The 25,862-nt window shown below is 28.3% G+C and carries 23 protein-coding genes; 13 read left to right on the top strand and 10 right to left on the bottom strand.

Annotation, left to right across the window (positions count from 1 at the left end; genetic code table 11):
• Positions 1-3: 3 nt before the first annotated feature.
• Positions 4-1,803, top strand: coding sequence for a hypothetical protein (locus DB723_RS01730; RefSeq protein WP_151551715.1), 1,800 nt, complete (start codon positions 4-6; stop codon positions 1,801-1,803).
• On the opposite strand, the gene DB723_RS01725 is transcribed toward DB723_RS01730, so the two are convergent.
• Complete coding sequence (locus tag DB723_RS01725) at positions 1,800-2,924, bottom strand: hypothetical protein (protein ID WP_151551713.1); 1,125 nt, start codon at positions 2,922-2,924, stop codon at positions 1,800-1,802. The two genes, DB723_RS01730 and DB723_RS01725, sit on opposite strands and share 4 nt — an antisense overlap.
• Positions 2,925-3,034: 110 nt before the next feature.
• On the opposite strand from DB723_RS01725, the gene DB723_RS01720 reads away from it, so the two are divergent.
• Together DB723_RS01720 and rpmB are read left to right on the top strand one after the other, a co-directional pair.
• The gene (locus DB723_RS01720; protein ID WP_151552926.1) at positions 3,035-4,597 is read left to right on the top strand and encodes a hypothetical protein; all 1,563 of its coding nucleotides are present in this window, start codon (positions 3,035-3,037) and stop codon (positions 4,595-4,597) included.
• Positions 4,598-4,618: 21 nt separating this feature from the next.
• Entirely contained in the window at positions 4,619-4,897 is a 279-nt protein-coding gene (gene rpmB / locus DB723_RS01715) for a 50S ribosomal protein L28 (RefSeq protein ID WP_151551711.1), read from the top strand.
• A gap of 18 nt (positions 4,898-4,915) precedes the next feature.
• Here rpmB and amrB read toward each other — a convergent pair whose 3' ends face one another.
• The 3 genes from amrB to DB723_RS01700 form a co-directional block, all read right to left on the bottom strand.
• Entirely contained in the window at positions 4,916-5,656 is a 741-nt protein-coding gene (gene amrB, locus DB723_RS01710; protein WP_151551709.1) for an AmmeMemoRadiSam system protein B, read from the bottom strand.
• 17 nt (positions 5,657-5,673) lie between these two features.
• Positions 5,674-7,107 (bottom strand): pyruvate kinase, encoded by a 1,434-nt coding sequence (gene pyk, locus DB723_RS01705; RefSeq protein ID WP_151551707.1) that lies wholly within the window; start codon positions 7,105-7,107, stop codon positions 5,674-5,676.
• A gap of 102 nt (positions 7,108-7,209) precedes the next feature.
• Positions 7,210-8,622 (bottom strand): NFACT RNA binding domain-containing protein, encoded by a 1,413-nt coding sequence (locus tag DB723_RS01700; protein ID WP_151551705.1) that lies wholly within the window; start codon positions 8,620-8,622, stop codon positions 7,210-7,212.
• Positions 8,623-8,821: 199 nt separating this feature from the next.
• Between DB723_RS01700 and DB723_RS01695 the strand changes: the two genes are divergently transcribed.
• The 9 genes from DB723_RS01695 to rpsI are packed head-to-tail and all read left to right on the top strand — an operon-like array spanning position 8,822 to position 17,696.
• A complete protein-coding gene (locus DB723_RS01695) occupies positions 8,822-9,472 on the top strand; it encodes a LolA family protein (protein WP_151551704.1) in 651 nt (216 codons plus the stop codon).
• Positions 9,473-9,483: 11 nt separating this feature from the next.
• The gene (locus tag DB723_RS01690) at positions 9,484-10,683 is read left to right on the top strand and encodes a BB_0345 family helix-turn-helix protein (RefSeq protein WP_151551702.1); all 1,200 of its coding nucleotides are present in this window, start codon (positions 9,484-9,486) and stop codon (positions 10,681-10,683) included.
• A 2-nt stretch (positions 10,684-10,685) separates the two neighbouring features.
• The gene (locus tag DB723_RS01685) at positions 10,686-12,782 is read left to right on the top strand and encodes an ATP-dependent helicase (protein WP_151551701.1); all 2,097 of its coding nucleotides are present in this window, start codon (positions 10,686-10,688) and stop codon (positions 12,780-12,782) included.
• A gap of 9 nt (positions 12,783-12,791) precedes the next feature.
• Entirely contained in the window at positions 12,792-13,067 is a 276-nt protein-coding gene (gene gatC / locus DB723_RS01680) for an Asp-tRNA(Asn)/Glu-tRNA(Gln) amidotransferase subunit GatC (RefSeq protein ID WP_151551699.1), read from the top strand.
• Positions 13,068-13,077: 10 nt separating this feature from the next.
• Positions 13,078-14,523, top strand: a complete 1,446-nt coding sequence (gene gatA / locus DB723_RS01675; RefSeq protein ID WP_151552924.1) for an Asp-tRNA(Asn)/Glu-tRNA(Gln) amidotransferase subunit GatA — start codon at positions 13,078-13,080, stop codon at positions 14,521-14,523.
• Positions 14,513-15,970 carry an Asp-tRNA(Asn)/Glu-tRNA(Gln) amidotransferase subunit GatB gene (gatB, locus tag DB723_RS01670; protein WP_151551698.1) on the top strand — a complete coding sequence of 486 codons (1,458 nt, stop codon included), beginning with the start codon at positions 14,513-14,515 and terminating at the stop codon, positions 15,968-15,970. Before gatA ends, gatB begins: the two co-directional genes overlap by 11 nt.
• Positions 15,963-16,772 (top strand): hypothetical protein, encoded by an 810-nt coding sequence (locus tag DB723_RS01665; protein WP_151551696.1) that lies wholly within the window; start codon positions 15,963-15,965, stop codon positions 16,770-16,772. The genes gatB and DB723_RS01665 overlap by 8 nt, the downstream gene beginning before the upstream one ends.
• 52 nt (positions 16,773-16,824) lie before the next feature.
• Positions 16,825-17,289, top strand: coding sequence for a 50S ribosomal protein L13 (rplM, locus tag DB723_RS01660; protein ID WP_151551695.1), 465 nt, complete (start codon positions 16,825-16,827; stop codon positions 17,287-17,289).
• Positions 17,286-17,696 carry a 30S ribosomal protein S9 gene (rpsI, locus tag DB723_RS01655; RefSeq protein WP_151551694.1) on the top strand — a complete coding sequence of 137 codons (411 nt, stop codon included), beginning with the start codon at positions 17,286-17,288 and terminating at the stop codon, positions 17,694-17,696. Before rplM ends, rpsI begins: the two co-directional genes overlap by 4 nt.
• A 73-nt stretch (positions 17,697-17,769) precedes the next feature.
• Here rpsI and eno read toward each other — a convergent pair whose 3' ends face one another.
• Positions 17,770-19,071 carry a phosphopyruvate hydratase gene (eno, locus tag DB723_RS01650; protein ID WP_151551692.1) on the bottom strand — a complete coding sequence of 434 codons (1,302 nt, stop codon included), beginning with the start codon at positions 19,069-19,071 and terminating at the stop codon, positions 17,770-17,772.
• A gap of 111 nt (positions 19,072-19,182) precedes the next feature.
• Between eno and DB723_RS01645 the strand changes: the two genes are divergently transcribed.
• The gene (locus tag DB723_RS01645) at positions 19,183-19,938 is read left to right on the top strand and encodes an early set domain-containing protein (RefSeq protein WP_151551691.1); all 756 of its coding nucleotides are present in this window, start codon (positions 19,183-19,185) and stop codon (positions 19,936-19,938) included.
• 9 nt (positions 19,939-19,947) lie between these two features.
• Here the strand turns inward: DB723_RS01645 and DB723_RS01640 are convergent, their stop codons facing one another.
• The 5 genes from DB723_RS01640 to DB723_RS01620 form a co-directional block, all read right to left on the bottom strand.
• The gene (locus tag DB723_RS01640) at positions 19,948-20,919 is read right to left on the bottom strand and encodes an ATP-binding cassette domain-containing protein (RefSeq protein WP_151551689.1); all 972 of its coding nucleotides are present in this window, start codon (positions 20,917-20,919) and stop codon (positions 19,948-19,950) included.
• Positions 20,920-21,798, bottom strand: coding sequence for an ABC transporter ATP-binding protein (locus DB723_RS01635; RefSeq protein ID WP_151551688.1), 879 nt, complete (start codon positions 21,796-21,798; stop codon positions 20,920-20,922).
• 11 nt (positions 21,799-21,809) lie between these two features.
• Positions 21,810-22,859: an ABC transporter permease gene (locus DB723_RS01630; RefSeq protein ID WP_151551686.1), complete on the bottom strand. Its 1,050-nt coding sequence runs from the start codon at positions 22,857-22,859 to the stop codon at positions 21,810-21,812.
• 12 nt (positions 22,860-22,871) lie between these two features.
• A complete protein-coding gene (locus DB723_RS01625; protein WP_151551684.1) occupies positions 22,872-23,792 on the bottom strand; it encodes an ABC transporter permease in 921 nt (306 codons plus the stop codon).
• A 316-nt stretch (positions 23,793-24,108) separates the two neighbouring features.
• Entirely contained in the window at positions 24,109-25,740 is a 1,632-nt protein-coding gene (locus DB723_RS01620; RefSeq protein ID WP_151551682.1) for a peptide ABC transporter substrate-binding protein, read from the bottom strand.
• Positions 25,741-25,862 lie beyond the last annotated feature (122 nt).

Below are 25,862 nucleotides of genomic sequence, written 5' to 3'. Positions count from 1 at the left end.
TTTATGAAAAGAGAAATATATGCATTTTTGAGTAATTTTATTATTTTCCTGTGTTTTTTTCTAGGTTTAATGTTTAGTTATTCTTATTTTTTTGGAGCAAATTTTTTAGAAAAACATAGATTAATAGCATCTTTTTTTGATTCTATTTTGCTTTTTTATAAATATTTTTATGGATTTTTTATTTTTATTATTTGTATTTACTTCGCTTTTTTTGTTCAACAAGAAATTAAAATTTATTTAAAATCTTATAATGGATATTTATTTTCCAGGTTTTATGCATTTTTACTGTTATTTTTTATAATAGGGCTTTTTTTTGTTTTTATATTTAATTTAATATTGCCTTATGTAATTGCTCAGAGAAATGAGTATAAGTTTAGTTACGACAGATATAATCTTCTTGAAACTGAAGCAAATAAAATATCTCTTAAAATTAAAAATATAGATATAAGCTTGTCCTCAAATAGATTTTTGTCATCTTCTGATTTTGCAGATTCAATGAAGCAAAAGAGAAAGCATCTTGAAAATTTGATTAGAATATATGATAAAATGCGTATTATTTATCTAAATAATGAAGAACTTTTAACAAATTATTATTTAGTAAAATCTGAATATAGCAAAATTCCAAGCTATGAAGTTGATTTAGAAAAGGTTAAAAAAACTTTTTCACTATATCCTTTACAAAATCTTAAAAAGCAAGATTTTTTTAACATTGCAAATGAATTTATTTCTCAAAATGATTATTATACGGCCAATTACTTTGCTTATATTGCTTATGCTGCGACAAAAGACGATGATTTTGTTGCGCTTTTAAATTTGACTTTACAGTACATTAATGAGAACAGAAATTTTGAAAAAGAAAAAACTCAACTTATTTCTGAAGAAAAGCAAAAAAATTTTTTATATCTTAATACTGAAAAATTTAAATTAGCTTATTACGGTTTTTCAAATCTTCATAAATTGTTTCCCAGTGATAATGAAATTTTGAATTATAAAAATAAATCACTTGAAAAGCTTAGGAAGCAATATCTTTTTTTTGATGAGATTGAAAAATATTTTGAATATTACGGAATAAATGATGTATTTTTGCTGCAACCAGATTCTAAGAGAGGGGTTTTTGATTATATTTATATGCAAAAAGTTGTTACTCTTAATAATTATTCGAAAATAATAAAAAATTTTGAACTTATTAGATTTAATAAAACAGGAAATGTTATATTGCATATAAAAATTCCATTTGCTACTTTGAAAGGTAGCTTTGTGTATCAAAATGTTTTAGACAAAGATAATGAGCAGAGCGACAGGACTCTTACCAAAGTTTTTGTGTCTATAGATAGTTTTGATACAGATGCTTTAGAGGTTGTCAAGATTAATGAAAATGTGGAAAATTTAGCTTTATTTTCAAATTTTACTGAGGTTGACTTTTTTTTGAAAATTCAAAGTTTGTCAAGTGCTTTTAGTAAGGTTACTATATTAAATTTGAAATTAATTAATATTTTTTCCTCAAGTTTGATTTTACTAATTTCTCCTATTTTGCTAATTTTAATGGGAGCATTTTTTATCTCTTTGTTTTCTAAAATAGAATTTAATTTTAATTCAAAGGCGATGATTTTTCTAGCTTCATTAATGATAGCTATTTTTTCAGGAATTGTTTGTCTTTTTGTGAATTATTTTTTAATTATTTTTGTGTCTCTTCTTATATATATTTTAAATAGCGTATATGTGTCCTTAGCTATTCTTTTTGCCTTATTGTTTTTTCTTATTTTTAAAATAGTTGCTTTAAATCACAGAGAAGAATATATTTAATTTTTAAAGTTTTTTGGATTCTTAATTTTAGCGAAAAACCATTCATTTATTAGTAGGTTTTCTTTTTCAATTGTTTTTTTGTTTAATACATAGGAATAACTATTGATTTTAGTTTCGTCAACAATAAAAGGAGATATTCCATCAATTGAATGTTTTATTTTTAAATTTAATTCTTTGTAAGGAGTAAAACCATTAGCAAGTCCAAATGATTGGGGTTGATTGTTAAATCTAATTAAGGTTTTTTGGATGTTTTTATCTAAAATCCAGTTGATAAATTTTTTAGTTAAAATAGATGTTTCTAAAATACCAATAAAATTTGGGCTAGAGATTACAACTTCATTATTATTGTTGATTAAATATGAAAATTTTATTTCTGCTTTCTCTTTTTCGTTTAATTTATTGTAGAAGGTTAGATCACCCAATCCCGTTATTAAAAGAGACTTTTTATTAAGCAATATTTTGTTTAGTTTGAGGTAGCTATATTTATTGAAGAAATCTTTTTGCAAATCCATTTGTTTTGGATTTAAAAATGATGAGAAATATTCCGACATTTTTAGAATTTTCTTTTCATTATAATTTAATTTATTCTTTTCGAAAGAAAATCTTACACCATTTATTTCAGAAATTACATAAAATAAATTTTCAGAAATATAAGGTGATATAAAAAATTTTCCATCTTTAATGAATTTTTCGTATTCTTCTTTTAAATCTTTGACGTTTATGTATTTTTTAATGCTGTGTGTATTTTTATAAATTAAAATAGGAACGTCAAAGCTTAATGGGATAATTTTGTAGTTAAATTGTTTGAAAATATGTTTTAATACGGGATAATCTGGATTGTAATTAATTTTTATAGATTTTAAATGATTGTTAATATTTGTGTTGCCAATATTTTTAGAAATGATTATTTGTGCATTTTCTTTTTTTATTGTTTGTAGATCAATGTTGTTCCTAAACTTAATTATAAAATTCAGTTTATTTTCGATGTTAAATTGATTTATATAAAATGGTATTGTTTTGTTGTCAGTTAATACAACTATATTCTTATTCTTTGAACAGCTAAGGCTAATTAGTAAAATTGCTATTAGTATTATTTTTTTTATTATCATAAAATTATTCAAGTTTTTTCTTTTATTTTATAATAAATTATGTATAATTTTTATAGTTAATAATGATTTCCATTTTGAATTGGAAAATAGAGTAAGGCAGTTGAAGAGCTTTTAGGGGGATGATAAATTTGGGTTTATTTGATTTTATACTTTCCATGTTTAGTATTAATAAGGAGCTTACTTCTGAGCAAATAAAGCAAAAAAGGTTAAAAGAAGTTAAAATTAGTTTAAGCAGGGTAAGTAATTTTTTTAATGCTTCAAAAATTCAGGCTTTACCTCAATTTTCTAGATTTCTTTATAATTTTTATAAAATTTTTTCTCCCCTGAGGCCATTTGCTCAAAGATATAAAAATTCTAATAAAATTGTTCATTTTGTTGTTGAAAAATATTTAAATGAAAGTCAGAAGAAATCTTTAGATTATATTTATTCTTTTTCTGCAAGTGGGAACATAAATTCTGCTTCAGATCTTCCTAAGAATTTACATAATAATTTATCTTATTTGTTTAAAAACATAACTCAAGAGCAAATTAAATTGATAGATGAAACTTATGAAGCTTTGCATAACTTTTTTGATTTAGTTTTATATCAATATTATTTGGTTCTTAAAAATTTTGATAGTTTGCTTCCAGAAGATGATTTTGTGTATAGGCCCAGATTTAGCTCTATAGGGTGTGGAATTATTATAGATGATCTTAAAGATTTCTTAGAATGTGTTTCTTGTGTAAAGAATATTACTATTTGGAAAAACCTCTATGATATTATTCTGGAAATATATGGAAATAAAGAAGATTTTCCTATTAAATCGAATGTCTGGATTAAGATTATTTCTTCCATTTTGGACATAAATAAGAGTAAAGAAATTTTATATCTAATAAGATATGTTAGTGGAGATCCAGATTATTTTCCTATTTCTGTTAGTCAAAAACCTAATCCAATAGCAAGAATATTTTTTAATGATCTTACCAAGCATGTTGCCACTGAAATTGAAAAAATTAAAGTTTTACAAAAAAATAACAAATCTAAAATATTAGCCGAACAGCTTTTTCCAGGAATATCTTTTTTAAATTTAGATAATTATAATGAAAAAATGAATGAAAAGATTGTATCTAAAATAATGAGCACCACAGGTTATATTTATTATGAGCTTTTAGTTTATTTGAGAACATACACTATTCATTTTGTTAAAAAAGATCTTAATGATATTATTAATTTACTTATTATTAAAGGACAATGGAAGCTTATAGAACTTTCAAGGGAAATGTCTAATGACATGCATGCCTTGATTAATATTCATACAAATCTTGTTGATTTTGATTCTAGTTTAGGAGAGCATGGGGGGTATGGGAATAGAATAAATGCATTGCTACACAGGGCTTCTGCGGGAGATAAATCTTCGGAGAAATTATTGTTAAATATAATAGCAGATGTGAATAAAAAGGCATTTACCATATCAAGTGAATATTATTCCAAAATTTATTCTATTGAGCAGCGTTTGCAAGATTGTCTTTCAGACTATTCAAAGGTGTCTTTGGAAAGAGAGCTAATTTATAATTGGAAAGAGCTTGATATGGACCTTGCCAAAAGCTATGGAAATAATCTAAACTTTGGAGGTATAATGAAAAATATTTTAGGGAGTTTGGCTTTATTTTTAAAGTTAATGGATTTATATTTGGAGAAAAAATAATGAACTTAAAGGAGCGCTTAAATGGCTAGGAAGTGTGAGATAACAGGTAAAAAAACTATATTTGGGAACAATGTTCCAAGAAAGGGTCTTGCCAAGAAAAAGGGAGGGGCTGGACAACATATTGGAGTAAAAACCAAAAGAACCTTTAAGGTTAATTTAATAAATAAAAAATTTTTTATTCCAGATCTTGGACGAAGTGTTAAGATTAGGGTTTCTGCTAATGCATTAAGAAGTATTTCAAAGATAGGGCTTAATGCTTTTTTAAGGAAAAATTGCAAAAAATTAGAAAACTTTTTATAAGTTTTAATTTTGAGCAATTTATTTTATTAGAATGCTGTTTGATATCAAATATTCTGGAGGATTGGTTGTTATTTTTGAATTTGCAAATTCAAAATTTTTAAAAAGACTTGAAATGGCCATGATTGCATTTATGTTTTCCGGAAATATTTTTTTTGATTTATAGCTTTCTAGTATTAGATTTGGAGTACGCGATTTTTCTTCAAGGAAGATATTTTTTAAATTTTCTTCAAGCTTTAAGGCTTTTTTTATATTTGTAGATTTTGAAATAAAGTAAGATAGCAAAATAAATGAATTTTCTTCTTTGCTTATAAAAGGTTTTAAAAAATCACAAAATTTTATTAAATCCTTATTGCAAGTTTTACCAAAAATTATTGGAATTATTTTTATCTTTTCCTTTATATTGCTAATAAAGTTCAACGTAATTTCAATTTTATGGTCATTTTCTATTAGTTTATCGTCTATATTGATAAAATTTAAATTTTTTAATAATTTTAATATTTCTAGGTTTACTTTAATATTTTTATTAAAAATTTTCCATACATGATGGTTGGATATATTAATTAAAAAATTGCTTTTTGCTCCAGAGATTATAAATACATTATTAGTTTGATTTGATATTATTTTTTTAAATAAACATTCACTTTTTAAAAAAAACTCATAGTTTCCATAACTTGTTAGAATGGCTTTGTGAGTTTTTTTTTCTGCCAACTTAAATGATAAGCTGTTTATATTATTTGAATAAAATATGTTTTCAACCAAAGGCTTTCTAATTTTCTTTATATATTTCGTCCCTTGATAGCATCTTCTACTGTGTTTATTTCCATAAATTCTGTTCCTTTTTCAATATTTCTATTTGGATTGCCAGAAATAATTATTACAGTATCTTTGTCATTAACAATGCCTTGTTCTTTTAGCATTTTAAGAGACGTTACTACAAATTCGGTAGTTCTTTTAAAATTATTATCTACAAGATTGGAATAAACCCCATAAGATAATGCCAATTCTCTTGCCAGTCTCTCGCTATTTGTTGTAATGAATAGTGGGGCACTTGCTCTGTAAGTTGCCATTATCCTTGCAGTTTTGCCTTTTAGAGAATCTACAATAATTGCTTTTACATCCATAAGCTTTGTGGCATCAATTGCGCATTTGATAATGTAGTTTCTTGTGATGTTTTTATCGTAAAAAAGTTCATCCTTATATAAGGTCATTTTTCTATGTTTTTCAACTTTTTTAGCAATGCTTGTCATCATTTTTACGGCTTCAATTGGATATTTTCCGTAAGCAGTTTCTCCGGATAACATAATTGCGTCTGTTCCGTTTAAAATAGCGTTAGCGATGTCAGATACTTCTGCTCTAGTAGGTCTTGGATTTTCAATCATTGTGTGAAGCATTTGAGTTGCTGTAATCACAGGTATTCCATACTTTACACAGGTTTGTGTTATTTTAAGTTGAGCAATTGGTACATCTTCTGCAGGAATTTCAACCCCCATATCTCCTCTTGCAACCATTATTCCGTAAGATGCTTTTACAATTTCTTCAATATTGTCAATTCCTTCTTGATTTTCGATTTTGGATATGATTTTTACATCAGAATTTCCAGCAGCATCTAAAATTTTTTGAACGTCTTGAACGTCTTTAGCATGTCTTACAAATGAATGTGCAATAAAATCAACATTGTATTCTGCTGCAAGCTTAATAAATCTTTTGTCTTTTTCGGTTACTGATTGTAGTTTAAGAGAAATACCGGGAGTATTGATTGATTTTTTATTTTTAATTTTGCCATCATTTTTAATTTCACAAATTAATCGGTCAGGGAGTTTGGCAACAACAGTCATTTCAAGCTCACCGTCATCAATTAAAACTTTAGATCCTTGAGGCACTTCTTTAACAAATCCATCATAATTGGTTTGAAAGCTGTTGGGTTCATTAATAGGTAAAGTTGAGATCACTACCTTGTCTCCAGTTTTTACAATAATAGGATTTTCAATATTTGCTGTTCTAACTTCCGGTCCTTTTGTGTCGATCATTAGAGCTATTTTATTTGAAATTTTTCTAACATTGTCTATTACTTTTATTGTATCTTCGCGTGATTGATGGGCAGTATTTAGTCTTATGACATTTACTCCTGCTTCATATAAATCTTTTATGTGTTCTTGTTCGCATCTAAGATCAGATATTGTTGCTACAATTTTTGTTAACTTTGAAATCATAAAGTTCTTCCTCCACTTTTATAAATTTTATGCTTTTTGTCTTTGAATAACAATATTTTGTAAAAAATTCAAAATTTTGCTTTGCTATTATAGTTTTTAGGTTTAATTTTTTAATTTTTTTATTAAATTCTCATCTAGTTTAATATGTAAATTTTTTTCTGCTTTCGGAATTACAAGACCTAGCTTTCCGTTTTTAACTCTTCTTAAATTTTTAACTTGAGTGTAGTAAAGATCTGCTTTTCCAGATTTTTTTGCTAATTTTGTATAAAATACGCATAAATTACCTGCAGCCAAAAGGACATCAAGCGGAGGAGTTTTATTTTTTTGTTTTTTAATAAAAACATAAGCCCCAGGATAATCTCTTGTATGAAGCCAATAGTCATTCCCTTTAGCGCAATGTCTAAGAAGTTCATCGTTTTCTTTTGCGCTTCTTCCAATAAGAATGTCAAACCCACAATAAGCAAAATGTAAGCCTATTTTTGGTGTTTTTTCTTTTTTTTTAATAACAGTTTCTTCTTGATTATATTCTTCTTTTGGAATGAAATTTTCAATTTTTAACATAGCTATTTTGGATTGAACTAGGTTAAATTTATCTAGACTATCTTTTAATTGATTTTTTATGGTTTTAAAAGAATTTTTGCCTTTTTTATACGCTTTAAAGTATTGCAAAGCATTTTCTTTTGGTGATAATGATGGGTTTAACGGTATTTTTATTTTTTCTTCATTATAATTTAAGAGAGTTATTTCTTTAATTCCTTTTTGTATTTTGTTAATATTTAATAAAATCAACTCACCTTTTTCTTTTTCATTTTCAATGTTTTCAATCAGTTTAATTTGTTTTTCAAAAGATTCTATTCTTTTTTCTAAAACAATTAATTCTTTTTTATATTTTTCAATAAACAATTCTTTTGTATTTATTGCTTTAATTTTGTTGCTAAGCGATTCGTAGTAATTTTCAAGAAATTCAGAATAAGATGTGTACTGGGCATTATTGTATTCTTCTTTTAGGTACATAATTTTTTTATCAGACATTTTATTGCTTTCATGTATTTCTTTAGCTTTTAAAAATATTTCTCCCGTTGTTTCTTTTATTTTTGGTCTTCTGTAATAGACATCTAGTATTTTAAAGTTTGGGTTTGTAGCTATTATATTTGGAGAGGATGGCCACAATTTAACAAATAATATAATTATGTCCTTTTTCAAGATTTCAAGATAAATAATTCTTTCGTTTTTCATTTGGAAGGCTTTTTGAATTTTTCCATTTTGAATTTTTGATTTTAAAAAGTCAGAAAATCTTAATTTCAAAGCATTCTTTTTAAATTTTTTTTTGGTTATGTGGAATCTAGTAGTACTTGGATTTAAAGAGATTAATATTTTAAATGTTTTATTTTCAATTTTATTGTAAATTTCTAAAACCAAACTTTTGTAATCTGGTTGTATTATTTTTTTTATGAAAGAGTTTTCTAAAGGGATTTCTTTAATCAAAGTATTTATTTCGTCGTAATTCAAAGACATTGTTATCAAATCCTAATTTTTTAAAGGTGTTTGCTTAAGCTTTAAATTTTTATTTTATGTATTAAACTATTACTATTAATAATAGTTTATTTCCACGATATGTAGTATTATGAAATTAAACTATTAATAATAATAATAATAATAGTTTAAATGTAGTTTTGTTAATGGCTTAAGCTTATTAATAATAAGAGTTCATAAAATGATAAAAACAATATTTTTATTGGTTTTGTATCCTGTTGCTGTTTTTGCTCAAATATCTGCAAATCAATACTTTGAAGGAATTTATGCTAAATATCAAAATGTAGAGGACATGCAAGCAACAATTAATTTTACTTTAAAGGGATTAAAGCAATCAGGTGTTTTGCTTTATAAGTTCCCAGACAAGTTTATTATTAATCTAGATTCAAATAATCAAGTTTTTGTAAGTGATGGTGAATTTTTGACAGTTTATGTTCCATCTCTTGGCACTTCGTTTAGTCAGCAATTGTTAAAAGGTAGTAGCGGGGGAGGTCTTATGAAAGTGTTAAATAGTGAGTATAGTGTGTCTTATACCAATTCTCCAAATCTGGAAGCTCTCGATTCATCTGAGTCTGGAAAATACATTAAATTAACCTTTTCTAGGAAGCTTTACAAAGGAGCTGCTACTATTAATTCTTTTATTATTGCTTTTACTCCAGATGGAATAATTAGAAGAATTACTGCTTATCCTACTAGTGGTGGTCGTGAAATAGTTATTGATTTAACCGCTGTAAAGTTTAATGTTGGAATTCTTGATAGCAAATTCAAATATGATCCTCCAAAATCTTCAAATAAGGTAGATAATTTTTTATATGATATTAAAAAAAATTAGGGTTTAAATCTATGGAAGAAAATGATTTTGTTAAATTTGGGAGTTATTTGAGAAAAGTTAGAAATGGTAAAAATTTGACTCTTGAAATGGTGGCTGATGATATTAAAATTTCTATTAAGTATCTTAAAGCTCTTGAAGATTCTAATATTGAAATTTTTCCAAATGAAGTTTTGGCTGTTGGATTTTTAAGAACTTATAGCGAATATTTAGATATTGATTCTAGATTGATATCAACACTTTTCAAGGATTATAAGAGTAGACTTAATAATAGTTATATTGGGATTAAGCCTGAAGATAAAATTTCAAATTCAGGATTTTTAGGCGATAATAAAGTTCCAGACAAAAAATTGTTTTTTTTTAATTTAGAGCCTTTAAGCATTTTGAAAATTCTCTTAGGAATTGTTGGTGTTATTTTATTATTATTTGTGCTGTTTGCTTTTAAAGAAGTGGAAGTTTATTTTAAAAAATTTTTCAAGCTTAGCCAAGATGAAAAGAAAATTTCAAATATTCATGAAGTTTCTTTTGATGAAAAGAATTTTTGGAATGTTTCTCTTAAAGAGGGGGATTTTTTATCTTTAACATATGATGATAATATTGCAAAATATAAGGCAGCGTTTATTAGTGATGATTTAGTTATTATTGACGAGTCTAAAAAAAGTAAAAATGTATTTAATTTAGGTGAATTTAAAGAGATAGATCTTGATGATAGTATAAGAGTTAAAATTATTTATGAGAACTATTATTATGATAAATTGAAAATAGCTCATGTAAGCTTGGAATCTTTTGTTTTAAATGTTAAATATGTATTCGAGACCAATATTGACAATAGATTTAATATTTTAAATTGGCAGTTTGATGTTAGGGGAACTGAGAAATTGCCAAGTAGTGATTATTTAACCCTATATTCTTCTGAAAAACTTTCAAATGTTGATTTAAAAATAAATTTTTTAAATGATACATTTTTTAGATACGCTGATGAAAACAATCTTTATGGCAAGTCTTTGTTTGTATCCAAGGGCATTCCCATTAATTTAACTTTTGAAAAATCTTTGATACTATTTTTTTCAAGACTTTCTGATGTTAATATTATTCTAAATGACAAAGACATTACCCCTTTTTTAAAAGAGCAAGGGAAAGAAATTTTTGCTGTTCAATTTTTTTGGGTAAAGACACCTTCAGGGTTTGATCTTAAGGTTTCTGAAGTTTATTAGCAATGGATAAAATAAGTAATTTTTTTTCTAGCTTAAATACTTCTCAAGAGAAAATTGTTTTTAGCAAAAGTAAAAATCCAATGCTTATTTTAGCAGGGCCTGGAAGTGGTAAAACAAGAGTTATAATTGCAAAAATTGTGTATTTAATCAAATATATGAATATAAGTCCTAATGAAATTTTGGCTTTAACTTTTACTAACAAAGCTGCAAATGAAATGAATGATAGGATAAACGATCTTTTAAAATTTGACAAGAAACTTCATATTCAAACTTTTCATTCTTTTGGGGCTTGGCTTTTAAGAGCTTACTATAAGGATTTTGATAAAAATTATGATTCAAATTTTACAATTTGGGATACTAATGATGTTGTTAGATTTGTCAAACAAATTGATCTTGCTCCAAATCTTGAAATGGCAAAGCATATTGCAGCTTTGATTTTAAAAGACAAAGAAAATTTTTTCTTAGAAAAATTTATTAAATTCACAGAAAAGGAATACGAGTATATCAAAATTTATGAGAAAGAAAAAACTAAGAATAATGCTTTTGATTTCTCAGATCTTATTATTAAGCCCATTCTAATGCTTAGGCAGTCCAAATCTTTAAAAGAATCTATTCAATCTAAATTTAAAGTTATTTTTGTAGACGAATATCAAGATACGAATTATTCACAATTTTTATTTTTGAAAGAGCTTTATTTGGATGGTATGTATTTTATGGTTGTGGGAGATGAAGATCAGTCAATATATTCTTTTAGAGGAGCTAGAATTGAAAATATTCTTGAATTTGAAAAAACTTTTGGCAACGTCATTAAATTTTATTTAGTGCAAAATTATCGTTCAAATTCAAATATAGTGGATATTGCAAATGGGGTTATTTCAAAAAATGAAAATAGGTATGAGAAAGAAATAACAACTCAAAATAGTGCTGGTAAAAGAATGAAATTTTTGGTTTTTCAAAGCACATCAGATGAAGCTGAATATTTTTCTAATTTGCTTGTTGATGATGATATTCAGACGGCAATACTTTATAGATTTAATTCCCAATCTTTTCATTTTGAATCATCTTTTTTAAAGAAAAATCTCCCGTATAAGGTTTTAGGATCAATTAAGTTTTATGATAGAGAAGAAATAAAGGATATTATTTGCTTGCTTAGACTTTTTATAAACAAGAGAGATAAAATAGCTTTTTTGAGAATGATAAACAAGCCTCCTAGAGGAATTGGGAAAACTACTCTAGATAAAATAATTAGTTTTTTAAACGATGATGATGTTAATTTTAATTTGTTTTGTGCGAGTAAAAAGGTTTTCAGTTCGCTTAAAAATAAAGCCAAAGAGTCTCTTTTATTGTTTTTAAATGCTTACGATGAGCTGGGCAAAAAACTTTTTGAAGACAATTATATTAGTTTATCTGCTTTTATTGAAGATGTTGTGATTAAGTTTGGTCTTTTAGATTATTATAAAAAATTTGATAAGGACGAAAAATTAAGAAATATTGATGAGCTTATTAATAGTGGAATTGAATATTCAGCTACATTTGAAGGTCTTGCCATATTTTTAGAAAATTCTTCACTCTCTCCTTTAATTTCTGGAGATTTTAAGTCCAATATACTTTTGTCTTCAATCCACGGTGTTAAGGGGCTTGAATTTGATAGGGTTGTTATTTCTGGTCTTGAGAAAGGTCTTTTGCCAGCTGAAATTGAAGAATTAACAGAAGACAGACTTGAGGAGGAGAGAAGGCTTTTTTATGTTGCAATCACAAGAGCTAAATCAGAGCTTATTATTACTTTAAATTTGAGGCGAGCTTTTAGAGGCTCTTTTAAAGGAACTTCCCTTTCCGTTTTTTTCCAAGATATTGACAAAAATTCTTATGACATTATTTTTATTCCTGAGTACTTAAAAGAAAACTTTAATAATTTTTTAATTGATAATAAAAGAAATGTTAGATTTAATATTGGAGACTGTATAATTTATAATGGAGAAAAGGGAGTAGTTGTTGATAGCTGGTACCAAGGCAACTTGCAGTTTGTTAAAATTAGTTTAAGAAATGGTAAGAAGGCTATTTTGAGTCCTGAGTATGTTAAAAAAATTATTAAAGTTTAGGGGTTTATTTTGAAAGATATACATTTAGAAAATAGTTTAAAATTAAGTTTAGTAAGGCTTAGTAGAGAGAGTGAAGATAAATTTATTTCAAAATTGGAAAAAGTTATTAAATTGGTTAATGAAATTGCCAATTTTGAGGTTCAAATTAATTTTGATGCTAATAAAAAAAAGATTTCTACATTGCGTGAGGATAAAGTAAGATCATCCCTTTCTATTGAATCAATTAAAAAGCTTAGTAACTCGTTTTTAGATGGATATTTTTCATCTCCTAAAGTATTAGAATAAGGATATGATCTTGGACTTAAGCAGTTTAACTTTAACTAAAATTCAAGAATTAGTTTTAAGCAAAAAATTTAAAATTTATGATATTTTACTTGCTTATAAAAATAATTATGAATTAAATAAAGATATCAATGGATATATTGAATTTTTTGATGATTCTTTAGAGATTGCAAAAAGGTATGACGATTGTTTAAAAAATTGTGAATTAGAGGACTTGCCTTTAATTGGCATGCTTATTGCCGTTAAAGACAATATTTCAATTCAGGATAAATCTTTAACTTGTGCTTCTGAAATTTTAAAAGGCTATATTTCTCCTTATGATGCGACTGTAATCAAAAGACTTAAGGATAAAGGAGCAATCTTAATTGGTAGAACCAATATGGATGAATTTGCCATGGGGTCTACTTGTGAATTTTCTTATTATGGAGCAACTGTAAATCCTTTAAATAGAGAATATGTTATAGGTGGTAGTTCTGGCGGCTCTGCAGCTGTAGTTGCAGCTTTTCAAGCACCTTTTTCGCTTGGCAGCGATACTGGGGGTTCTGTTAGGCTTCCTGCATCTTTTTCTGGAATTTTGGGTTTCAAGCCTTCTTATGGCGGCCTTTCTCGTTATGGACTTGCATCTTATGCATCATCTTTTGATCAAATAGGATTTTTTTCTCATTCTATTGAAGATATTGCTTTAATCTTAAAACATACTTGTGGGGCTGATAAAATGGATTCTACTAGTGTAGACATTTTTGATAATTTTTATCCTTTAAAAGTTGAGTCATTGCACGGCAAGAATTTAGCTGTAATTAAAGAACTTAGCGAAGATTTAATGGACGAAAACGTTGCAATTAGTTTTACAAAATTTAAATCTGATCTTTTGTCAAGGGGTGTTAATATAAAAGAAGTTTCAATAGAAGAGATCAATTTTATTTTATCAATTTATTATACAATTTCTCCTGTTGAGGCGTCCTCCAATCTTGCTCGTTATACTGGACTTTGTTATGGTAAGAGAATGTCAGAAAATTTGAGTCTTAACGATTTTTATTTTAAACATAGGAGCAATTTCTTGTCAGAAGAAGTAAAAAGACGTATTGTTCTTGGAAATTATTTATTGTCAGAAGGATACGATGTCAAATATTATTCAAAGGCTTGTGAGATTCTTCAAAATTTAATTATTCCAAAATTTAACAAGCTTTTTGAAAGTTGTGATTTTATTATTACTCCAACAAGTTTTGTTAAACCTTTTAGAGTTGGTTTGGACTACGATGATCCTGTTAAAATGTATTATTCAGATATTTGTACTGTGATTGCAAATCTTATTGGAGCTCCTGCTATTTCGCTTCCGTATTCTAAGGATAATGAAGGATTGTCGATTGGGATGCAAGTTATTGGGTGTAGCAAGAAAGATTTTGAACTTTTAAGTTTTTCAAAAAATGTGATTATGGAATTAGGATTGAATGGAATATAAATTAGTTATTGGATTAGAAATTCATATTCAGCTGGGTCTAAAAACAAAGGCTTTTTGTGGATGTAAGAATGATTTTGGGGGAGTTCCCAACTCTCGTATTTGTCCAATTTGTCTTGGATTACCTGGGACATTGCCAAGTGTGAATGTCGAGCTTATTAATAGTGCAATTTTAGCAGGACATGCTACAAATTCAAAGATTAGACATGTTGTTAAATTTGACAGAAAACATTATTATTACCCAGATTTGCCAAAAGGATATCAAATCTCTCAAAATGATAAACCAATTTGTGAGGGGGGAAGTTTATCAATTGAAACTCCTTCTGGGGCTAAAAAGATTAACATTATTAGAATTCATATGGAGGAAGATTCAGGCAAGAGTTTGCATTTGTTGGATAGTGAAAATCAGAGTTATATTGATTTTAATCGTTCGGGAGCTCCTTTACTCGAGATTGTTTCTGCTCCAGATATTAGTAGTGGGGATGAAGCAGTTGCTTTTTTAAGTTCTTTAAGAGAAATTTTTAGATATCTTGATTTGTCAGAATGCAATATGGAGAATGGTTCTTTTAGGTGTGACGTAAATGTTAATTTAATTGTTAGAGAGGGTGGTGTTGAATATAAAACTCCTATAGCTGAAATAAAGAATTTAAACTCTTTTAAATCTATTAAAGCTGCCATTGAATATGAAGAATTAAGGCAGCAAGAGGAGTGGGTTCAATTTAGAAAAACCCTGGATACTTGTGGTAAGCACACTAGAGGGTTTGATGATAAGCGTGGAATAACAGTTATTCAAAGGGACAAAGAGACAGTATCTGATTACCGTTATTTCCAAGAGCCCGATCTACCCTTAATAGAGATTGATAATTTTTATATTGATAATATTAAAAATTCAAAGTTAATCGAACTTCCGTTTGATGCAAGAGTTAGGCTTAAAGATCAATATGGGTTAAGTGATTTTGATGTTATTACTTTAACAGCAGATAAGCATCTATTTGGATATTTTGAAGAGGCTGCTGTTAATGCAAGTGACCCCAAAAAGGTAGCCAATTGGATATTGTCTGAAGTTTTAGGCGTTCTTAATGATAAAGGAATTAGTGTTCTTGAATTTAATTTGCCTCCAAGTCATATTACAGAACTTGTTGAATTTATTGTTGCTAGTAAAATAAGTAGCAAAATGGCAAAAAAGGTGTTTTCAGAGATGATGACCAGAAATGTTTCCGCTTCTGTTATTATAAGTGAAAATCGATTAGAACAAATAAGTGATAAGTTTGTTATTAAACAGATTGTGCTTGAAGTTTTAAATGAAAATCCCAAATCAATTGAACTTTACAAAAAGGGAAAAGATCATGCTATCAAATTTATGATGGGGCAAATAATGAAAAAATCTTCAGGAAAAATTAATCCTATACTTGCAAATGAAATTCTTTTAGAAAGTTTATCAAATGAATGATTTGTCATTAATAGACAATTTACCGGTGATTAAAAGGGCAAGGTTTTTTTATCTTTATGATATTCATGGTAAGAGGTATTTAGATTTATATTTAAATGGTGGAAAAAATTTTTTAGGTTATAGGATTCAAGGTTTAAATCGCATTTTTAAGCAAACTATGTCAAGGGGCTTGATATCTCCATATCCTTCTGTTTTTAAGAATCAGTTTATCAATTTAATATTTACTTTTTTTAAAGAGGCGGGATCTGTTTATATTTTTAAGCTAGAACAAGATGCAAAGGCATTTTTATTTTCTTTAATTGGTAAAGATAAAGTTTTTATGCCTTGGGAAAAAGAAGAAGGAATATATGAATTTAAAATGGGGTTTAGGAATATTAAATATCCTATGATTTTTAATATTCCTTTGCCTGATTTCATGTCTGTTAGTATTGTTATTGTAGATAACCTTTCTAGAAAAATAGAATTTAAAGACAATTTTGATGCTATAACTTTATCTTTGGCTAGGCATACATTAAGTAAACTTTTATTTTATAGTAAAAATCTCAATGTTGATTTTAATTCTTTTGCTACCTCTTTGTTTAGAGGGATTGATCGCTATATGTTTCCTCTTTACGATGCTTGTTATCATGCTGAAATTTTTAATGAGTTTCTTCAACATGGGTATTTAATTAGTCCAAATTTTAGTACTCCATCTATTGCTCCCTTGAAGTTTTCTAAAGGAGATTTGGACAATTTTAAGAAAATTTGTTTTACTCTTAAAAATAAGTTTATTGGTGGGCTTGACAGTGATCCTTACAAATAATACAATAAATGAGATTTATGCATAAAATTATATGTAAGGGTAACGTTCTATTATGAATAAAATAACTAATAATGCTACGATTTGGATTAAGCCAAAGACTGTTAAGAAAAAATGGTATTTAATTGATGCAGCAGATAGAGTTTTAGGTAAAGTTGCTGTGGATGTTGTTAGAATTTTAAGGGGCAAGCATAAAGCTTATTACACTCCCCATCAAGATTTAGGTGACAATGTTGTTATTATTAATGCTTCTAAGGTTAGGCTGACGGGGAAGAAATATCAACAAAAACTTTATTACAGACACTCAAGATATCCAGGGGGTCTTTATTCCGACACTTTTAGAACATTGTCAGAGAGAAAGCCTTGTGCTCCTCTTGAGATTGCCATTAAGGGTATGTTACCAAAAGGGCCTTTGGGGCGAGATCTTTTTAGAAATTTAAAAGTCTTTTCTGGCTCAGAACATACTCTTAAAGCTCAGAATCCTACAAAATTGGAAGCTAATTTAAGAGAGGTAAAATGAAAAAATCAAATTTTAGCAATGTTAATTTGTCAATGGGAACCGGTAGGAGAAAATCTTCTGTTGCTAGGGTTTACATTAGAGAGGGTAGTGGTAATGTTAAAGTAAATAATAGAGATTTTGCCTCTTATATTCAACTTGAAAATTTAAGAACAATGGCGCTAGCGCCTTTGGTATTAACAAATGCGCTTGGGAAATATGATCTTTATATTAATGTTTATGGTGGTGGGATTTCAGGTCAATCGGGGGCAATAAGGCACGGCATCTCAAGGGCTCTTTTTGAGCTTGATGAAGCTAATAAGACGATTTTGAGATCTAATGGATTTTTAACAAGAGATTCAAGGAAAGTTGAACGTAAGAAATTTGGACAGAAAAAAGCACGAAAAAGTTTCCAATTCTCCAAAAGATAATTTTATTTTTTATAGTTTTACATTTTTATTTAAGTTTATTTAAGCAAAAAAATCCCTTTTACAGGGATTTAATTTATTTTTGTTTAATTGAATAAAAGACGTTTTTGCCATGATATTCAGCAGTTGTTTCCAATTCTTCTTCTATTCTTATGAGTTGATTGTATTTTGCTATTCTGTCTGTTCTTGAGAGTGAGCCGGTTTTGATTTGTCCTGTTCCAAGAGCTACTACAAGATCAGCTATTGTTGTATCTTCTGTTTCTCCTGATCTGTGGGAAACTATTGCTGTGTAACCTGCTTTTTTAGCCATTTCTACAGCTTCAAATGTTTCTGTTAGCGTTCCAATTTGATTGACCTTAATAAGAATAGAATTAGCAACTCCCATTTCAATTCCCTTTTTAAGAAATGAGGTATTTGTTACAAATAAATCATCTCCAACAAGTTGGATTTTGTCCCCAATTTTGTCTGTAAGTTTTTTCCATCCATCCCAATCTTCTTCGGCCATGCCATCTTCAATTGAAATAATTGGATATTTTTCTACCCATTTTGACCAATATTCAACCATTTGTTCAGAGGTAAGCTCTTCTTTTGTTGACCATTTAAGTACATATTTTTTTGTTTTTGGATCATAAAGCTCAGATGTTGCTGGATCAAGAGCTATTGCTATATCTGTTCCAGGCTCGTATCCCGCCTTTTTTATTGCTTCTATAATTACTTCGCAAGCTTCTTCATTTGATTTTAAATTTGGAGCAAATCCCCCCTCATCTCCTACAGAAGTCGCATATCCTTTGCCATTTAGAATGCCTTTTAGTGTATGAAAAACTTCTGCTGCCATTCTTATTGCTTCGCTAAAAGTTTTTGCTCCAACCGGCATTATCATGAACTCTTGAAAGTCAACGGAGTTGTCAGAATGTGCACCCCCATTAATAATATTGCACATAGGTGTAGGCAAAATATTGGCTTTGTACGCTCCAAGATATTGATAAGTTTTAAGCCCAAGGTAATTTGCAGCAGCTTTAGCTGTAGCCATTGAAACTGCTAAGATTGCATTAGCGCCAAGCTTTTCTTTTGTGGGGGTGCCGTCAAGTTCAAGCATTTTTCTATCGATTGCAACTTGATTTAAGGCACTCATACCTTCAAGCTCTGGGGCAATTATGTTTTTTATATTTTCAATTGCTTTTAAAACTCCTTTCCCCATATATACAGATTTATCACCATCTCTAAGCTCAACAGCTTCGTTTATTCCTGTTGATGCGCCCGATGGTACGGCAGCTCTTCCGTAAGTTCCATCTTCTAAAATGACATCGGCCTCAACTGTTGGATTCCCTCTAGAATCAATAATTTGTCTAGCTTTGATTTCATAAATATGAAAACCCATTTTTACACTCCTCGTCTTATTTACTTTAATTTATGTTTTTAGTATAATGTTAAAGAGTCTAAATGTGTAGTATTTTGTAAAAAGAATTATTTTGACCTTTGTTTATAATCTATGAAAGAAAGATGTTTTTATTTATTAGTTTTTGTATTTTTATGTATTAACAGTCTTTTTTCAGATGATTATGCATTTTATAATTTTGATTTGAGTTTAAATGAATTTTTAGAAGTTTCAACAAGAAAAGACAATTTTGAGCCAATGGTTGATTCCAAGCGCATATTATTGTTTTACCCCCCCAATAGGGAAATTAGGAAAATTTTTGCTGCCTTTGATTTTGATCAGTATTCTAAGAAATATTTATTCAAAAAAAATGAGTATGGAGTTTTTTTTGTTAAAGTTAATATTCCTCATGGCACAAGCGATATAAAATATAGGCTTATTATAGACGGTGTTTGGACTAATGACGAGTATAATAAAAATGTGGTTTACAATGAAGATTTAACTCCATTTTCTAGAATTGAGGTTGCTAAAGAGAAGTCTAGTTATATTTCTTTGAGGAATCCAATAAAATCGTATGATAATAATGAGATTGAAATTTTTTATATAGGTCGTCCTGGACAAATAGTTACAATAGCTGGCAGTTTTAATAATTTTAATCCGTTTTTAAATAGACTTATTGAAAAAGAAGATAATAAGGGAATTTATACTATTAAGCTTAAAAATTTACCCAAAGATAGAATTTATTATTATTTTATTGATTCTGGTAACAAAGTAATAGATAAAAATAATGTTAATAGAATTAATTTATACTTTGTTGAGGGTATTGATAATAAAATAGATTTTGAAGTCTCTTATTTTGATCATAAGTAAGCTTTTGAGTTATTTATTCATTTCATCAAAAAGGTATTTAGATACAAAGTGATCTTTTTCTACTTCTTCAAGTTTTTCGTGTACTTGAGTTGTTAAATGAATTTTCCTAATGTTTGCCAGAGTTTGTTCGTCTAGTTTTATAGTTTTATTTTTTCTTTTTTCAGGGTTGATTTCAGGAATTGATGCTATTAACATTTTAGTATATGGATGAATTGGATTTGAAAATAGTGTTTCTCTGGGAGCAAGTTCCAGGATAATTCCAAGGTACATTACAGCTATTTTGTCACTCATATATTTTACTACAGCAAGATCGTGAGAAATAAATAAATAAGACAAATTGAATTCTTTTTGCAAGTTTTTTAGCAGATTTAAAATTTGAGCTCTAATTGATACATCAAGCGCAGAAACTGCTTCGTCTAAAAGTAAAAGCTTAGGATTTAAAGCCAACGCTCTAGCAATTCCTATCCTTTGTCTTTGTCCTCCTGAAAATTCATGAGGATATCTGGTTAACATACTTTTATGCAATCCAACAATGTCTGTTAATTCGTTTACTCTTTGCTCTATTTCTTGTTTTGTTTTTGGAAGAATTTTGTTTTCATTGTATATTTCTAGTGGTTCTGCTATTATGTCTTTTATTGTCATTCTTGGATCAAGTGAGGTATGAGGATCTTGGAATACCATTTGCATATCTTTTTTTGTTTTTAAGAGCTCTCTTTTTGAAAGTTTAGTTATGTTTTTGTTGTTAAAGTAAATATTTCCAGAAGTTGGTGTGTAAAGCTGCATTATTGAGCGAAGAGTAGTAGATTTGCCACAGCCAGATTCTCCCACGAGTCCCAAAGTTTTATTTTTTTCAACTTCAAAGCTAACATTGTTTACCGCATTTACTTTTTGTCTGTTTTTCCAAAATAAAAAATCTTCTCCAGTTTTGAATGTTTGTATTAAGTTTTCTACTTTAAGAATTATTTCTTTTTTATTGTTCATTTAAAACTCCTCAATACTGGTTTTTGTGGTTTTAATGGGATTTTCTTTTATTGAATAAAGTTTTTTATTTGGGTCTTGTTCTAGCGTAAGAATTGATTTTAAAAGCCCAATAGTGTAAGGGTGTTTAGGATTGCTAAATATTTCCTCTACTGTTCCTTCTTCTACAATTTTTCCTTGATACATGACAGACACTGTATCGCAAATTTCGGCAACAACTGCAAGATCATGAGTTATGAATATAGTAGAAGTATTAAATCTCTTAGATAGACTTTTAATTAATAACAATATTTGCTCTTGGATTGTAACGTCGAGCGCTGTTGTCGGTTCATCTGCTATTAGTAAAGATGGATGACAGCTAAGTGCCATGGCAATCATGACTCTTTGCCTCATTCCTCCCGAAAATTGATGTGGGAAGTGTTTTATCCTCTCTTCTGCGTTTACAACGCCAACAGTTTTTAACATTTCTATTGCTTTTTCTTTGGCTTCTTTTTTCCCCAATTTTTGGTGCAAGATTATTGTTTCTTCAAGTTGAGTTGATATTCTTAAAAACGGGTTTAATGAAGTCATTGGGTCTTGGAATATCATTGATATTTTATTCCCTCTGATTTTTAAAAGTTCTTTTTCGCTAAGCTTTAGTAGATCTTGATTTTCAAATAGTATTTCGCCACTTTTATATACCGTTGTAAGTTCTGGCAATAATTTTAAAATAGCCATGCTTGTTACGGATTTTCCACTTCCAGACTCTCCAACAATAGCTCTAATTTCTCCTCTTTTTACGGATAGGTTAATATTTCTTACCGGGTGAATTGTTGTATGTTTTAATCTAAATTCAATTGCTAAATTTTTTATTTCTAATATGTTTTTATTTTCTTTTTCCATTCAATTTTTCCTTAGATGCTATCTTTTGGATCAAATGCATCTCTTAACCCATCACCTAAAAAGTTCATAAATAATAAAAATATTGTCATAACTATGGCTGGAATAAAAACTTTCCATGGATATTCAACAAATGTAGCAATTCCATTTTGTACTAATTCTCCCCAACTTGTCATTGGTGCTGAAATTCCAAGTCCTAAAAAGGATAAAAATGCTTCAGCCATAATAAAGCTTGGAACTCTTATTGTTGTGAATATAACTATCATTCCTATGCTATTAGGGATTAAATGTTTTAAGATTATTCTTTTATTTGTTGCGCCAAGTGTTTTAGCTGCCTGTATAAATTCTGAGCTTGATAGTGATTGTACTTGTCCTCGTACAACTCTAGCTACTGTTAGCCATGATACAAATGCAAGTGCTATAAATAGTCCTATTATACTTCTTTCCATTATTGCCATTAGTATTATTACAATAAGCAAATAGGGTAGTACATAAAGAATTTCGATTGCTTTAGTTATTATTTTATCAGGCAGTCCCCCAAAAAATCCCGCTATTGAGCCTAGAATAGTTCCTATTATCATAGACAAAAAAGCTCCAATAAATCCTACAGAAAGAGAAATTTGACTTCCTTGTATTAATCTTGCAAGCAAATCTCTTCCAAGATTGTCTGTACCAAGCAGATAAACTCTTTTGTGTATTTTTACTTCCCTTTTATCTATTATTTGAATTTCATTTTCTATTTTGCTTTTTATGTCTTCGAGTTTTTTTAGTTCCTCTTCATTTATTTCTCTTTTTTCTTTTTTTGCTAATTTTTCAATAAATTTTTTTTCTTTATTGTACCAGAGTTCTCCAGCAGCCTGGAAAGATGGCGGTAAATCAGAATGCTCTACTATTTGAGTATGGTATTTATATATTGGCAATATTGGTTGTAAAATGGCAATTGATATATAAAATCCAATTACAAAAAGACTTCCAAATGCTAGTTTATTTTCTTTAAATCTTGACCAAGCTCTTCTTTCTATTTTAGAATTGTTTTTTTCATTTTGTGTTTCAAGGTTATTCATTTTGATTTCCCCCTATACTCTTGGATCTAGTAGCTTATATATAATGTCTGATATTAATATAGAAATAAGAAGTATTACTGAATATACTAACAATCCCCCCATTAATACTGGGTAATCTCTGTTTAATGCAGACTCTGTTATAAACATCCCCATTCCAGCAATTCTAAATATTTTTTCAATAACCACGCTTCCAGAGATTATAGCAGCGAATGCTGGGCCTATATAGCTTACTACAGGTAGCATTGCTCCTCTTAACATGTGTTTTATAACTATTGTTTTAAAGCTTAGTCCTTTTGCGCGTGCAGTTCTTATAAAGTCGCTCTGTATTATTTCTAGCATTGAGCCTCTGATTATTCTTGCAAAAATGGCTATATTAGGCATGCTAAGAGTTATTATAGGTAGAATTAAATTTAAAAATCTCCCTCTTTCTGTAATCCATCCTGAGGTGTAAAATAAGCCCCATTTAATTGCAAAAAAGTATTGTAAAATTGGTCCTATTACAAATAATGGTATAGAAATTCCCAGTATTGCTATTGATGTTATTATATAATCTATATAAGTATTTTTATAAATAGCAGCTATTATTCCTATTGGTATTCCTATTGATAGTGATATAATGAGGGATATTATTCCAAGTGTAAGTGATTTTGGAAATCCTAATTTTATGTATTGATTAACTGTGAGGTCTTTCTTTTTTAAAGAAGGTCCCAGATCTCCCTTAAGAGCGTTTGAAATATAATAAAATGCTTGAATATAAAAAGGTTTGTCAAGGTGATATTTTTCCATTAATCTTGCTTTTACTTGAGGGTCAATAGGTTTTTCAGAATCAAATGGGCTTCCAGGAGCCATTCTCATTACAAAAAAGCATAAAAAAATTATTACTAGTAAAGTTGGTATTATTCCTATTATTTTTTTTAAAGTGAACTTTAACATTTTTGCTCCTTTGTAAATGGATATTAGCAATAGTGTATATTAATCAATTATATCATATAGTATTTATTGTTTTTCAAGCCGTAATTAATAATTTTTGATAGAATAGAAAACTATTTACATTGTAACTAATTAATTTAAGAAAGATTTGCTTTTTTGTTCAAGATTCTAAGGCGAAATTCCTTAGAATCTTGAGTATTATCCGCATATTTTTTGTTTTAAACAAGGCCATTCTCTTAAGTGTAATTTGGCCAGCTTTCTTTTATATTAGACTTAAATATTTTTAATATATTAGCCTAATAGCCATTTGAAAAATTAATTAATTTAGTTTTGCATTTTTAATTGGTTTTAATTCAGAGAAATAATAAACTTCTGATATATTCGGATTCCACCCAGTCCATTTGTCGTTTCTGAAAAGATAGTGTCCAGAATATATGTATATTGGTGCTGCAGGGAAATCTTTTTCAATTATTATTGATTCTGCTTTTCTGAGCAAGTTTTTCCTCTTTATTGGATCTTTTTCAAAATCCGATTTTCTGATTAGCTTGTCAAATTCTGGGTTTGAATATCTGTAAGATGCAAGTTGTGAATTTTCGCTTGTGAATATAGTGAAGTATGTGTGTGGATCTAAATATTCTCCAATACGTCCAACTCTTATGATTTCAAAATTACCTGTATTTCTACTATTTGTAAGAACAGGCCAATTTTCATTAACAAGCATAATATTTATGTTTAAAATTTTTTTCCATTGGTTTTGAATAAATGCAGCAATTTTTTTATGAGTTTCGTTTGTATTATACTTTAAGGTTAGTGTTGGAAATCCTTTTCCATTGGGATATCCGGCTTTTGTTAAAAGCTTTTTAGATTTTTCAGGATCAAATAAAGCCAATTTTTTGCCATAATTGTAGCTTTCAAGATCAGGAGTTATTTCTCTTGTTGGAACTGTGCCATCATTTAATACTTTATAAGTTAGAGTTTCTCTGTCAATAGCTAATGTTAAAGCTTCTCTAACTCGAACATCATCAAGAGGCTTTATTTTTGTATTAAATGAGTATAAATAAATTGCATTGCTTTTGTGTTGGTAATAGTCATTTTGTAGTTTTATTTCATTTACAATGTCTGGTGGAATGCTGTTAAAAATAGCGTCAATTTCGTTATTTTTGTACATATTGTATACGGTCAGATCATTGTCAGATGTAATGTATACAAGTTCTTCAAGTTCTACTTCTTTTGCATTGTAATAGTGTTCGTTTTTTTCAAATATAATTTTTTCATTAGGTAATCTTTTTTTTAATTTAAAAGGACCGCTGGTAACCATGTTTTCAGGGCTTGTCCAATTTCCCTTATGTTTTTCAATAACATGAATCGGCACTGGCATGAATGCATGATGTAGAAGTAATTCAAGAAAATATGGTTTTGGAGCCGTAAGTGTTATTTCTAATGTTTTGTTATCAATTGCCTTAATTCCAAGTTCAGAATCAGATACTTTCCCGTCAAAATACTCTTGTCCATTTTTTATTATTGATTTAAGCATGTCAACATTTGTAGATTCTGTTGTTTTATTTAAAATTCTTAAAAAAGACTTTCTTATCCCTTCAGCAGTGATTTCAACTCCATCGCTCCAAACAAGGTTGTCCCTTAGGTAAAATTGATATGTTTTTTTATCTTTTGAGACTTCCCAATTTTTAGCAAGTCCGGGCTTAATCTTTCCTGTTTTAGTATTTAATGTTAAAAGCCCCGAGAATATTTGTTCTAAAATTCTTGCTCCGATTGTTTCATCTACTAATTGTGGGTCAAGCGACGAAGGAGCTCCCCCTATGTACACTTTAAATGATAATTTTTCTTTTTTGGAATTGTTATTACATGTAATTAAAAACATGGCAAGTACAATTAATATTGCCATCTTAATTTTTTCACTGATTTTTTTATTTTTAGTTATATTAAACTTCATTTTAACCTTTTCCCAAATTATAATTATTTACTAATTTAAGCTATATTCTTTTTAGAAAAAAGTCAATAAAAATCGCCTATAAAAATGGATTAATAGACGATTTTTATTTAATTAAATGAAAT

Source organism: Borrelia maritima (genome assembly GCF_008931845.1).
Taxonomy (GTDB): Bacteria; Spirochaetota; Spirochaetia; order Borreliales; family Borreliaceae; genus Borreliella; species Borreliella maritima.
Note: the sequence above shows the minus strand (reverse complement) of the source record. Positions and strands in the feature narration are given on the sequence as shown.